Annotated in this window: 11 protein-coding genes; 7 read left to right on the forward strand and 4 right to left on the reverse strand. The window is 67.9% G+C overall.

Annotation, left to right across the window (positions count from 1 at the left end):
* The first annotated feature begins 14 nt into the window (after positions 1-14).
* The 7 genes from fghA (at position 15) to ABDZ92_RS05405 (ending at position 8,713) form a co-directional block, all read left to right on the forward strand.
* The gene (fghA, locus tag ABDZ92_RS05375) at positions 15-854 is read left to right on the forward strand and encodes an S-formylglutathione hydrolase (protein ID WP_125959829.1); all 840 of its coding nucleotides are present in this window, start codon (positions 15-17) and stop codon (positions 852-854) included.
* Positions 855-1,063: 209 nt separating this feature from the next.
* Complete coding sequence (locus tag ABDZ92_RS05380; RefSeq protein WP_125959830.1) at positions 1,064-3,028, forward strand: CocE/NonD family hydrolase; 1,965 nt, start codon at positions 1,064-1,066, stop codon at positions 3,026-3,028.
* Positions 3,029-3,170: 142 nt separating this feature from the next.
* Positions 3,171-4,148, forward strand: a complete 978-nt coding sequence (coxB, locus tag ABDZ92_RS05385) for a cytochrome c oxidase subunit II (protein ID WP_125959831.1) — start codon at positions 3,171-3,173, stop codon at positions 4,146-4,148.
* The gene (ctaD, locus tag ABDZ92_RS05390; protein ID WP_125959832.1) at positions 4,145-6,670 is read left to right on the forward strand and encodes a cytochrome c oxidase subunit I; all 2,526 of its coding nucleotides are present in this window, start codon (positions 4,145-4,147) and stop codon (positions 6,668-6,670) included. Before coxB ends, ctaD begins: the two co-directional genes overlap by 4 nt.
* Positions 6,667-7,047 (forward strand): hypothetical protein, encoded by a 381-nt coding sequence (locus tag ABDZ92_RS05395; protein ID WP_125959833.1) that lies wholly within the window; start codon positions 6,667-6,669, stop codon positions 7,045-7,047. Before ctaD ends, ABDZ92_RS05395 begins: the two co-directional genes overlap by 4 nt.
* A complete protein-coding gene (locus tag ABDZ92_RS05400) occupies positions 7,044-7,649 on the forward strand; it encodes a cytochrome c oxidase assembly protein (protein WP_125959834.1) in 606 nt (201 codons plus the stop codon). Before ABDZ92_RS05395 ends, ABDZ92_RS05400 begins: the two co-directional genes overlap by 4 nt.
* Positions 7,646-8,713 (forward strand): c-type cytochrome, encoded by a 1,068-nt coding sequence (locus ABDZ92_RS05405; RefSeq protein WP_125959835.1) that lies wholly within the window; start codon positions 7,646-7,648, stop codon positions 8,711-8,713. The genes ABDZ92_RS05400 and ABDZ92_RS05405 overlap by 4 nt, the downstream gene beginning before the upstream one ends.
* Positions 8,714-8,865: 152 nt before the next feature.
* Here ABDZ92_RS05405 and ahpF read toward each other — a convergent pair whose 3' ends face one another.
* From ahpF to ABDZ92_RS05425, 4 genes are all read right to left on the reverse strand, one after another.
* Positions 8,866-10,443, reverse strand: a complete 1,578-nt coding sequence (gene ahpF / locus ABDZ92_RS05410; protein WP_125959836.1) for an alkyl hydroperoxide reductase subunit F — start codon at positions 10,441-10,443, stop codon at positions 8,866-8,868.
* Positions 10,444-10,531: 88 nt separating this feature from the next.
* Positions 10,532-11,095 carry an alkyl hydroperoxide reductase subunit C gene (gene ahpC, locus ABDZ92_RS05415; RefSeq protein WP_125959837.1) on the reverse strand — a complete coding sequence of 188 codons (564 nt, stop codon included), beginning with the start codon at positions 11,093-11,095 and terminating at the stop codon, positions 10,532-10,534.
* Positions 11,096-11,233: 138 nt separating this feature from the next.
* Positions 11,234-12,028 carry a Crp/Fnr family transcriptional regulator gene (locus tag ABDZ92_RS05420; RefSeq protein WP_272695100.1) on the reverse strand — a complete coding sequence of 265 codons (795 nt, stop codon included), beginning with the start codon at positions 12,026-12,028 and terminating at the stop codon, positions 11,234-11,236.
* A 160-nt stretch (positions 12,029-12,188) separates the two neighbouring features.
* Entirely contained in the window at positions 12,189-13,085 is an 897-nt protein-coding gene (locus ABDZ92_RS05425) for a DUF4336 domain-containing protein (protein ID WP_272695101.1), read from the reverse strand.
* Positions 13,086-13,096: the final 11 nt, after the last annotated feature.

Raw genomic sequence — 13,096 nt, forward strand, 5'->3', positions numbered from 1 at the left:
TCGAAAGACGCACCGTGGCTCTCGAAACCGTCTCCACCAGCACCTCGCACGGCGGCATCCAGGGCGTGTATCGCCACGCCTCCACCGCGACGGGCACGCCGATGACCTTCTCCGTGTTCGTGCCCGCCCACGACCCTGGCGAGCGGCTGCCGGTGCTCTGGTATCTGTCCGGCCTCACCTGCACCCACGCCAATGTGACGGAAAAGGGCGAGTTCCGCGCTGCCTGCGCCGAGCACCGCGTGATCTTCATCGCGCCGGACACCTCGCCGCGCGGCGAAGGCGTACCGGATGCGGAGGGCTATGACTTCGGCCAGGGCGCAGGCTTCTACCTCGATGCGACGCAGGCGCCCTGGTCGACGCACTTCCACATGCGCACCTACATCGAGGACGAGCTGCCCGCGTTGATCGCGGCCGAGTTCCCGATGGCGGACATGGCGCGCCAGTCGATCACCGGCCATTCGATGGGCGGGCACGGTGCGCTCACCATCGGCTTGCGCAATCCGGACCGCTTCCACAGCGTCTCGGCCTTTGCGCCGATCGCGTCGGCGATGCAGTGCTCGTGGGGCGAAAAGGCGCTGACTGGCTATCTCGGCACCAACCTGGCCGCGTGGCGGGTCCACGATGCCTGCGCGCTCATCGCCGATGGCGCGCGCCTGCCCGAGCTGCTGGTCGACCAGGGCGATGCCGACGGGTTCCTGGACCAGCTCAAGCCGGAGCTGCTGCGCGACGCGTGCGCCGCGGCCGGCATCCCGCTCACCCTGCGCATGCAGCCGGGCTACGATCACAGCTACTATTTCATCTCCACCTTCATGCCCGACCATGTCGCCTGGCACGCGAAGCGCCTGCACGGCTGATCGCCTCTCCCTCCCCCGTGCTCCTGCGCAGGCAGGAGCCCAGGGCCAAGAACGCTACAGACGTGGTTCTGCTTGGCCCTAGGCTCCTGCCTGCGCAGGAGCACCAAGACGCACGGCATCGCGCCAAGCCGCTTTACTCGGCGGCTCCGCACCGCAACAATGGGCGCAGCGCCCCTCGTTCCTCGGGCGCCGCACCCAAGGATCTGCCGATGCGCCTGCGCCCTGCCCTGCTTGCTGCCCCGATGTTGTTCGCCGCCCTCACTGCGCAGGTGGCGCCGCCCGCCCCCAAGGACGTCGACACCCGGGCCGAGGCGAGTACCGGCGACATTCCCGCCAACTTCACCATGCCGAAGACCGCCTACGACTATGATCGTCGCGAGATCATGGTGCCGATGCGCGACGGGACGAAGCTGCACACCGTCATCATCGTGCCAAAGGGCGCGACCAACGCGCCGATCCTCTTGACCCGCACTCCCTACAACGCCTCCGGCCGCGCCTCGCGCACCGACAGCCCCAACATGCTGTCGGCATTGCCGCAGGGTGATGAGGTGTTCGTCAACGACGGCTACATCCGCGTTTTCCAGGACATCCGCGGCAAGTTCGGCTCGGAGGGCGACTATGTCGTCACGCGGCCCGTGATCGGTCCGCTCAACCGCACCAAGGTCGATCACGTCACCGACGCCTACGACACGATCGACTGGCTGGTGAACAAGGCGAACCTGCCCGAATCCAACGGCCGCGTCGGCATGCTCGGCTCCTCCTACGAGGGCTTCACGGTGGTAATGGCGCTGCTCGGGCCGCACCCGGCGCTGAAGGTCGCAGCACCGCAGAGCCCGATGATCGACGGCTGGATGGGCGACGACTGGTTCCACTATGGCGCCTTCCGCCAGGCGAATATCGGCTGGATCGGCTCGCAGAGCGGCTTCAAGGGCGCGGGCAAGCAGCCCCCCTCGACCGGCCTCGACGATTACGAGACCTTCCGCCGCATCGGCTCGGCCGGCGCCTGGGCCAAGCAGTCCGGCTTCGACCAGCTGCCCTTCTGGCGCCGCATGTCGGAGCACCCGGCGTATGACGCGGAGTGGCAGGGCCAGGCGCTCGACAAGATGGTCGCCGCCAACCCCTCCAACGTGCCGACACTCTGGATCCAGGGCCTGTGGGACCAGGAGGACATGTACGGCGCGATCATGAGCTGGGAGGCGCTCAAGGCCGTGGGCAAGGCCGGCAACAACCACCTCGTCATGGGCCCGTGGCGGCACAGCCAAGTCAACTACGACGGCTCCTCGCTCGGCCCGCTCAAGTGGGACGGCGACACCGCGCTCCAGTTCCGCCGCGACGTGCTGCTGCCCTTCTTCAACCGCTATCTGCGCGACAACGCGCCTGCGTACGAAGCGCCGCCGGTGCTGATCTACAACACCGGTGCGAACCACTGGGACCGGCTCGCCACCTGGCCGCTCGCCTGTGAAAAGGACTGCGCACGTCCGCTGACGCCGCTGTACCTCCAGGGCAACTACAGCCTGTCGTTCGGCAAGCCCGCGGGCGGCGCCGACAGCTATGTCTCCGACCCGGCCAAGCCCGTGCCGTACCTCGCACGGCCGGTGTCGTTCGCGGACTCCGCGCGCTGGAAGGAGTGGCTGGTGAGCGACCAGCGCTCGGTCGACGGCCGCCCGGACGTGCTGACCTACCAGACCGAGGTGCTGACCGCGCCGACGCGCGTCTCCGGCGCGCCGATCGCGGACCTGTTCGCCCGCACCACCGGCACCGACGGCGATTTCGTGGTGAAGCTGATCGACGTCTATCCGGACGAGGTCGCCTCCGACCCGAAGATGGGCGGCTATCAGCTGCCGATCGCGCTCGACATCTTCCGCGGCCGCTATCGCGACAGCTTCGAAAAGCCGACGCCGATCCCAGCCAACAAGGTCCAGCGCTACCGCTTCCGCCTGCCGACCGTGAACCACGTGTTCCAGCCGGGCCACCGCATCATGGTGCAGATCCAGTCGACGCTGTTCCCGCTCTACGACCGCAACCCGCAGAAGTATGTGCCCAACATCTTCTTCGCCAAGCCCGCCGACTATCAGAAGGCGACGGTGACGATCGAGCACAACACAGGCGCACCGACCGCCGTGTGGCTGCCGGTGGTCGCTACCGATCAGCCGCAGGTGCAGAGCCCGCGCTGACCGATCGGGGCGGTGCCGCGGTGCCGCCCCGTCCCTTTCTTACGTTTTGTGTCTGCCGGATCGAAGCGCGACTGCAGGCGTTGCGGGAGCAACAGGGATAAGACCAAGGCGCGTCGCCGGCCGGCGCAATGAAAAGGGTGGCATGCGCGCACGGCGGGGCGAGATCTTTTGCGCGACGGCAACAACGCTGCTGATCGCCGGCTGCAACCGCCACCAGTCCGCCCTGGCGCCGTTCGGGGCCGAAGCCGAGCAGGTCCGCCACCTCACGCTGGTGCTGGTGATCGGGGCGGTCGTCATCCTGGTGGCCCTTGCCGGTCTCTGGCTGGCCGCGGTGCGCGCACCCGAAGGGCGCCTCAGCCACAAGGGCGGCATGCGCCTGGTGCTGGTGCTCGGCGCGCTGGTGCCGACACTCGTCCTGTTCGCTCTGCTACTCTACGCCCTGCCGATGATGCGCCCGCGGCCGGTTGCCCCTGCCGACCTCCGCATCACCGTCACGGGGGAGCAATTCTGGTGGCGGGTCGCCTACCAGCCTCCAGGGGCTCCGCCGGTCAACGCCGCCAACGAGGTGCGCATCCCGGTCGGCCGCACCGTGGCCTTTCAGTTGAAGGCGTCCGACGTGATCCACAGCTTCTGGATTCCCGGCCTCGCGGGCAAGATGGACATGATCCCCGGCCGCACCAATGAGCTGGTGGTGCGCGCCGATACTCCCGGCCGCTACCGCGGCGCCTGTACCGAATTCTGCGGCCTGTCCCACGCCCGCATGGCGTTCGACGTCGTCGCGATGGAGCCGGCAGCCTTCGATCGCTGGCTCGCCCTCCAGCGCAGGCCCGCCACCCCTCCTGCGGACACACGCGGCCAGGCGTTGTTCGCCGACAATGGCTGCGCAGGCTGCCACGCCATCCGCGGCACCGGCGCGCTCGGCACGATCGGCCCCGATCTCACCCACTTCGGCAGCCGCCTGCGCGTCGCTGCCGGCACGCTGCCGATGGAGACCGAGGCGATCGCCCGCTTCATCCGCAAGCCCGACGAGGCAAAACCCGGCGCGCGCATGCCCGCCTTTCCCCACCTGCCGCCCGACGACGCCCGGCAGATCGCAAGCTATCTGCAGGGCCTGCAATGACCGCCGACGCACAGAACGATCCCGCTGTCCGCCGCGCCCAGGAGGAACGGCTGCGCGCCGTGTGGGAGCCGCCCAAGGGCTGGTTCTTCCGCTGGACCGACTGCAACAACAACCGCGTCGGCAACTGGTACGTCCTCACCGCCTTCGCCTTCATGCTGTTCGCGGGCGTGCTGGCGCTCATCATGCGCACCCAGCTGGCGGCGCCCGACAACGACCTGGTCTCGGCCTCGACCTTCAACCAGCTGTTCACGCTGCACGGGTCGATGATGATGTTCCTGTTCGCCGTGCCGATGTTCGAGGCGGTGTCGATCATCCTGCTGCCCAGCCTGCTCGGCGCGCGCGACCTGCCGTTCCCCCGGCTTTCGGCGTTCGGCTATTGGAGCTTCCTGATCGGCGGCGTGTTCGTCAGCGGATCGATCTTCTTCAACGCGGCACCCGACGGCGGGTGGTTCATGTATCCGCCGCTCACCACCCGCAAGGACCTGTCCGGCCTCGGCGCGGACATCTGGATGCTGGGTCTCTCGTTCATCGAGGTGTCGTCCGTCGCCGCCGCCGTCGAGCTGATCGTCGGCGTGCTGAAATGCCGCCCGCCCGGCATGCGCCTCAACCTGATGCCGCTCTACGCCTGGTACATCCTGGTCGTGGCGGTGATGATCCTGTTCGCCTTCCCGCCGCTGATCGCGGGCGACGTGCTGTTCGAAATGGAGCGGCTGCTCGACTGGCCGTTCTTCGATGCGGCCCGCGGCGGCGATCCGCTGCTCTGGCAGCACCTGTTCTGGATCTTCGGCCATCCGGAGGTCTACATCATCTTCCTGCCCTCGATCGCGCTGTTCGCGATGCTGGTGCCGACCTTCGCGCGCCGGCATCTCCTGGGCTATCCGTGGATCGTGCTGGCGGCGGTGGGCACCGCGTTCCTGAGCTTCGGCCTGTGGGTGCACCACATGTTCGCGACCGGGCTGCCCAAGATCAGCCTCGCCTTCTTCTCCGCCGCCTCGCAGGCGGTGGTAATCCCAACGGGCGTCCAGATCTTCTGCTTCCTGGCGACGCTGTGGGCCGGCCGCGTCGTGTGGTCGACGCCGCTCCTCTATGCCACCGGCAGCCTCGCCATCTTCGTGATCGGCGGCCTGACGGGCGTCATGGTCGCCGTGGTGCCGTTCGACTGGCAGGCGCACGACACCTATTTCGTCGTCGCGCACCTCCATTATGTGCTGATCGGCGGCACGCTGCTGCCGCTGGTCGCGGGCCTCTACTATTACTGGCCGCTGGTGACGGGAAAGAAGCTGTCGGACCGACTGGGGCGCATCGCCTTCTGGATCATGTTCGTCGGCGCCAACCTCACCTTCTTCCCGATGCACTTCTCCGGCCTGATGGGCATGCCGCGCCGCGTGTTCACCTATCCGGCCGAGCTCGGCATCGGCGGCCTCAACCTCGCCTCCACGGCCGGCGCCTATCTGTTCGCCGCAGGCGTGGCGTTGGTGGTGATCGACCTTGCGCTCTCCCCCACCCGGCCCAAGGCACGGCGCAATCCGTGGGATGCGGGCACACTCGAATGGCTGACGCTGCCTGAAAGCGAGAACTGGGGCGTGCGTTCGATCCCGCTGATCGAAAGCCGCTACCCCATCTGGGACCAGCCAGGCTTCGTGCGGAACGTGGACGAAGGCCGCTACTTCCTGCCCGATGCGGAGGAAGGCCGGCGCGAGACGATCGTCACCACCGTCCTCGACGCGCGCCCGCTCCAGGTCGTCCGCCTCGGCACGCCGAGCGTCAAGCCGATGCTGACCGCCATCGCGCTCGGCGGCGTGTTCATCCTCACGACCTACCATCTCTATTGGCTGGCGCTCCTCTCCGGCCTCGCGACCCTGGCGCTGGTGCTCGCCTGGCTGTGGACTGGCACCGCGGAGATTCCGGAGAAGCCGTGCAAGCCCATCGGCCACGGGCTGGAGCTTCCGCTCTACCTCTCCGGGCCCTCTTCCTCCGGCTGGTGGGCCATGTTCATCACCATGATGGCGGATGCGACCGCCTTCTCCGGGCTGGTGTTCGGCTATTACTTCTACTGGACCGTGCATCCGGAGTTCCCGCCGTCCGGCACCGGCCTCGACGGGCCCGGCATCGCCTGGCCGATGGTGGCGCTGGGGCTGACGCTCGCCAGCTGGGCTGCGACCGTTGCCGCGCGCGAGGTTCATGCCCGCGGCCGGGTCGCGCTCGCCCGGATGTTGCTGGTCGCCGCACCGCTCGCCTCGCTCAGCGGACTGGCCGCGGGGCTCGCCGGTCCTTGGCTTACCGGCCTCGACCCGACGCTCCACGTCTACCCGGCGATCGTCTGGACGCTGGCCATCTGGACCACGGCCCATAACGGCGTCGGCGCGATCATGCAGGTCTACACGCTGGCGCGCAGCCTGGCGGGCAGGATGACGCCCACCCATGATGCGGACCTGCGCAACATCACCGTCTTCCAGCACTTCCTCGCGCTCACCGCGATCGTCACCTATCTGACGATCGCCTGGTTCCCGGAGGTCGCATGAAGCGGGGGTTGCGCGATCGCGTCCGGGCGCTGCGGGTCACGCTATGGACGCTGATCATCCCGCCGACCTTGTGGGCGGCGCACTTCCTCTTCTCCTATCTCTGGGCGGCGGTGCGCTGTGCGAAGCTCGGCAGCTTCGCCGACTCGCCCGCCGCCTTTGCGATCGGCACCGTCCTCGCGCTGGTGCTGATCGCGCTGGCCGGCATCCTCGCCCACATCCAGTCCCGCATCCCCGGAGACCCGCCGCCGCATGAATCGGGGACCGACGTCGATCGCATCCGCTTCCTTGCCAAGGCGACACTGCTGCTGTCGGGCCTGAGCTTTGCCGGCGTGGTGTTCACCGCCATGCCCGTGCTCTTCCTCCAGGATTGCCGGTGAAGCGCGGCAGCCTCCTCGCCGGCGCAGCGCTGCTGGCGCTCGGCTGGCTGGTGTCGGCGCTCGGGCTCGGCATGGTCGGGCACATGGCTGGGCACATGATCGCCGTCGCGATCGCCGCGCCCCTGCTCGCCTGGAGCATGGTCGGCACGCGCTATGATCTCGCCCTTCGCGCGCCGCGGCTGGTCCATCCGCTCGCCATGTCGCTGGTCGAACTGGGCGTCGTCTGGGGCTGGCACCTGCCGGCGATGCGGGCGCTTGCCGACACGCAACTGGCTTGGCTGGCGGTCGAGCAGCTGAGCTTCCTCGCCGCCGGCGTCCTGCTGTGGGCGGCGGTGCTCGGCGCCGGGGACGATCGGCGCGTCGGCGGCATCGGGGCACTCCTGCTCACCTCGATGCACATGACGCTGTTGGGCGCGCTGATCGGCCTGGCGCCCCGCCCGCTTTACCCGATGATGGCGATGCACGGCGGTTTTGCCGGCCTCGGCCCGGTCGAGGACCAGCAGCTCGGCGGCGTCGTGATGCTGGTGATCGGCGGCGCCAGCTACTTGCTGGGCGCGCTGGCGATGCTGGCCGGACTGATCCGGCAGGAGGCACGGGCATGACCCTTCGCATCACCTGGCGCCGTGCAATCGTGGCGCTACTTGGCCTGGCGGCGGCAGGGATGCTCTTCGCCTGGTCCGGCGTGTTCAACGTCGCCGCGTCGAGCGGCCATTGGGCGATCACGGACTGGTTCCTGCACTGGACCATGCGCAATTCGGTGCGCACCCACGCCGCGTTCGCCGGTGAGAAGGCACCACGCGACGACCTGGGGCTCGTCAGCGCGGCGGGCCACTTCAAGAACAGCTGCGCCGTCTGCCACGGCGCGCCCGGTGTGCCGCCGTCGCCGGTGATGCGGGCTGCCACCCCGCATGCGCCCAACCTTTCGATCAACGCGCGCGAATGGGATGACCGCCAGCTGTTCTGGATCGTCCAGCACGGCGTGAAGTTCACGGGCATGCCGGCCTGGGCTGCCAAGGACCGCCCGGACGAGATCCGCCGCATGGTCGCCTTCGTCCGCCGCCTGCCGCGGATGACGCCCGCGCAATACCGGTCGCTGACGGAGGAGGCGCCTGCCGCGCCCCTGGCCGGCGTCTCCGATGCGACGCTTCGCACCTGCACCGGCTGCCACGGGGCAGACGGACGCGGGCGCGGCGCCGACGACGTTCCGGTCCTCGGCGGCCAGCAGCCCGGCTATCTGCTCGCGGCGCTGCGCGGCTATGCGAGCGGAGACCGCCAGAGTGCGGTGATGCGGGAAGTCGCGGTCATGCTTTCCGACGCGGAGATGCAGGCGCTGGCACGCCATTTCGCCGCCATGCCGGGACTGCGTCCCCTATCCGCCGGCGAAGGCACCGCCGCGGCCGCCCGCCTGGTTTCGCGCGGGCTCCCTGAAGAGGAGCTTCCGGCCTGCCGTTCCTGTCACAAGCCAGGAGGACGCGCACCGGTGATCGAAGGCCAGAAGGCGGGCTATATCGCCGACCGCCTGCGCCATTGGCAGGGCGAGGAAGTCGAGGTCGACGCCCGCCAGTCGCAGGCGACGATGCCGGTGATCGCGCGCCGCATCCCCAAGGAGATGATCGAGCCGCTCGCCGCCTATCTCGAGCACGGCGTGGCGCGGCAAACCGACTGACGCCCAGGCCTCCACAGTGCTCCTGCGAAAGCAGGAGCCCAGGGTTCCGCACGCCGACGCTTGTTGTTCTGCTTGGCCCTGGATTCCTGCCTGCGCAGGAATACGGACTCAGAAAAGCAGACGGAGCGGCCCACCGGCCGCGCCGCTTCCGTTTACGCCGCCTCCGCGAGATCCGCGGGGTTCAGGCGGATGAGATAGTCGAACGCCGACAGCGCCGCCTTCGAACCCTCGCCCATCGCGATCACGATCTGCTTGTACGGCACCGTGGTCGCATCTCCGGCCGCAAAGATGCCGGCTTGTGAGGTCTCGCCGCGATGGTCGATCTCGATCTCGCCGCGCGGGGTCAGGCCGACTGCACCCTTCAGCCACTCCGTGTTCGGCACCAGCCCGATCTGCACGAAGATGCCTTCGAGCGCGATCTCATGCGCCGTGCCGTGGTTGCGGTCCTTGTACGTCAGGCCCACGACCTTCTCGCCGTCGCCCTTCACCTCGGTGGTGAGCGCGGAGGTGATGATCTTCACGTTCGGCAGGCTGGCCAGCTTACGCTGCAGCACCGCGTCGGCGCGCAGGTCCGAGTCATATTCGATCAGCGTCACGTGCGCGACGATACCGGCCAAATCGATCGCCGCCTCGACACCCGAGTTGCCGCCGCCGATCACCGCCACGCGCTTGCCCTTGAACAGCGGACCGTCGCAGTGCGGGCAATAGGCCACGCCCTTGTTCTTGTACGCGTCCTCGCCCGGCACGTTCATCTGGCGCCAGCGGGCACCCGTCGACAGGATCACGGTACGCGCCTTCAGCGACGCGCCATTCTCCAGCCGCACCTCGTGGAGGCCACCGGCCTGGGCCGCAGGGATCAGCTTGTCGGCACGCTGCAGGTTCATGACGTCGACGTCATACTCCTTCACATGCTGCTCCAGGTGCGCGGCGAGCTTCGGCCCCTCGGTATGCGGCACCGAGATGAAGTTCTCGATCGCCATGGTGTCGAGCACCTGGCCACCGAAGCGCTCCGCCAGCACGCCGGTGCGGATGCCCTTGCGCGCGGCATAGATGGCCGCCGCCGCACCGGCCGGGCCGCCGCCCACCACCAGCACGTCGAACGCATCCTTGGCCTTGAGTTTCTCGGCCGCACGCGCGGAGGCGCCGCTGTCGATCTTGGCGACGATCTGCTCCAGCTCCATGCGGCCCTGGCCGAACACTTCGCCGTTCAGGTAGACGGTCGGCACCGCCATCACCTTGCGCGCCTCGACCTCTTCCTTGAACAGCGAGCCGTCGATCGAGACGTTGCTGATGCGCGGGTTGAGCACGCTCATCAGATTGAGCGCCTGCACCACGTCCGGGCAGTTCTGGCACGACAGCGAGAAATAGGTCTCGAAGGCGAAGTCACCGTCCAGGTTCTTGATCTGCTCGATCAGGTCCTGCGCCGCCTTCGACGGGTGGCCGCCGACCTGGAGCAGGGCCAGCACCAGCGAGGTGAACTCATGGCCCATCGGGATGCCCGCAAAGCGGACGCCGATGTCGGTGCCGGTGCGGCGGATCTGGAAGCTGGGCTTGCGCGCGTCGTCGCCTTGGACGACCTCGATCTTGTCGGAAAGGGCTGCGATTTCGTTCAGCAGCTCACCCAGCTCGCGCGACTTGGCGTCGGTGCCGAGCGAAGCGACGAGCTCGATCGGCTCGCGAATGTTGACCAGATAGGCCTTGAGCTGCTGCGTCAGATTGGCGTCGAGCATGGGGAAACTCCGGAAACTTGATACAAAACGGCCCGGGGCGAACGGATTCACCCCGGGCCGCCTGGTTACCCAAGGGGGGCTGGGCTGGTTAGATCTTGCCGACCAAGTCGAGCGACGGGGCGAGCGTGGTTTCACCCTCTTCCCACTTCGCCGGGCAGACTTCGCCCGGGTGCGCTGCGACATACTGCGCGGCCTTGATCTTGCGCAGCAGCTCGACGGCGTTGCGGCCGACGCCTTCCGAGGTAATCTCGACGAACTGGATCACACCCTCCGGATCGACCACGAAGGTCGCACGGTCGGCCAAGCCGGCACCGTCGCGCATCACGCCGAAGTTGTTGGTGATCACGCCGGCCGGGTCACCCAGCATGGTGAAGTCGATCTTGCCGATGGCCGGCGACGTGTCGTGCCATGCCTTGTGGCTGAAATGCGTGTCGGTCGAGACGCTGTAGATCTCGACGCCCAGCTTCTGGAACTCGGCATAGTTGTCGGCCAGGTCTTCCAGCTCGGTCGGGCAGACAAAGGTGAAGTCGGCCGGATAGAAGAAGAACACCGCCCACTTGCCCGCTACGTCGCGGTCGCTGACCTCCAGGAACTTGCCCTGCTTGTAGGCCTGCGTCGTGAACGGCTTCAGCGAGCTACCAATGATTCCCATTCCAAAAACTCCATGCTGCGGATGCGAATGAAATAGGGAGGCGTAGCGCGCGAGGGAAGTGATGAAATCCTATCGGGTTGATCGATTTCGTCGATGACGCATGATCGGGCTACAGGGGGTGCTCCCCGCCCCTCACGGTCACTGGTCCGCGTGATCCGCAACGCCCGCACCAGCCAGGCCGTGGCTCTGCCGCGCCTCACGCTGTGCGCGGTGCAGATAGTCCGGCGCAAACAGCGACGCTTCCTGCAGCGCAGCGAAGTTGGGGATGCGCAACACACGGCCCGACAGGCTGATCAGCCCCGACGCACGCAACTGCTGAAGCGTCCGGTTGATGTGGACCGAGGTCAATCCGGTCGCATCGGCGAGATCGGTCTGCGTGAGCGGCAGATCATAGCATTCGCCGTTCGACAGGCCGACGTCGCGCAGCCGCAGCGCCAGCTCGCACAACAGGCTGCCCAGGCGTTCCATGGCATTGCGCTGGCCCAAGTTGGTGGTCCATTCGCGCTGCACCGAAAGATGGACCAGCATCTGCCACCACAGGGCCTTGCCGATGCGGGGATGGTCGCGCGTCAGGCGTTGGATCGCCTCGCCCGGGATCTCCATATAGCGGACGTCGGTCAACGCGCCGATGGAGTGATCCATCCGCCTCAGCACCAGGTTGTTGAGATCGCAGCTGTCGCCCGGAAGCAGGAAGCCCACGATTTGTCGGCGCCCGTCCTCCAGCGTCTTGAACTGGCACGCCCAGCCCGAGACGATCAGGAACACCGCCCGCGGCACCGCCCCCTCGGCGATGATGTCCCGGCGGGCGTGTGCCAGTCGGATCGGCAGCGCGAGCATCTGCTGGAGTGCCGCTTCGTCTTCGGGCGTCAGGCGTGCATAGTTGCCGAGGCGGCGGATCAACATCATTCCACCGCTGTGATGTCCGTCGTGCACCCATGCTCCCCTTGCTACGGGGAAGCGGCTTACCGGCGGTCCGTGAAGCGGTAACTCATCTATGTTATTCGTCTTGGCGGAGTTGCGGAACCGCACGGCTCCCTTGCCGCGCCCGCCGACCTGCCCTCGCCTGCGGGTGCGTCAGCAAGCTCTTGCGGGGCTATCGAGCCCGATCTTCCAGGAGCCAGGCGAAGGCATGGCGGAGGTGCTGGGCACCATGCCCCTCGAACACGGCGCCATGCGCAACGACCACCCGCTCCGGATCGAGGTCGATGAGCCCGCGGATCTTTGTCGCCGCCTCGTCGCCGTTCCAGCGGATCAGCACGCGCAGATAGCGTGCGGTGGTCCCGTCGGTCGCACCCGCTGCCGCCATCGCCGCGCGGGTAAAGGGCGGCAGCTTCTCCGGCTGGAGGTTCTCGATCAGGTCGACCAGCAACAGCGTGCGGCTGGCCTCGTGGAAGAAATAGGCCTCGCGAAAGCCCGCTGCGCCGGGAACGATCCCCTGCTCCAGTTCGGCGGCCCACGGCTCCTCCGCCGCGTCCTGCAGGTCGCAGTCGATGCGCACACCCGAATTGCGCACCTGGCGCCGGTCGCGAAGCCCCGGCACGCCCCAGGTGGTCGCGTCCGGATAGGCTTCCTGCCAGGCTTTGAGGAAAGTCCAGTGCGCGATGTTCGGCGCGACCAGGTGCCGGATCGGCCCGATCGCCTCCAGCGCCTTGGCGAGCGCCGGCGTGTAGCGGATCGGCGAGTGGAGCCAAAGCTCGCCGTTCCCCAGCCGCACCACCGTCATGCGAACCGGCAGGGTGATGCCCATCGGTGCGATCGGCGCGCCATCGACGATCCAGACATCTTCGGCGAGCAGCTTGGGCGTGTCGAGCGGCGGATAGGCGACCTCGCGGTCCCCATGCTCGTGCGCCGAGAGGCGGCGATAGGCGAGCCCGACGGCAGCAGCGCCCAGAGCGATGCCCGCGCCGATCTTCCAGGCGCGTCCGGATCGGCGGGCCGCAGCGGCCCCGCTCGCATCGGCGGCGGCATGGGTAGTGCGTTCAGCGTTCATCTGCCTGTCTC

Source organism: Sphingomonas molluscorum (assembly GCF_039522995.1).
GTDB lineage: Bacteria > Pseudomonadota > Alphaproteobacteria > Sphingomonadales > Sphingomonadaceae > Sphingomonas > Sphingomonas molluscorum.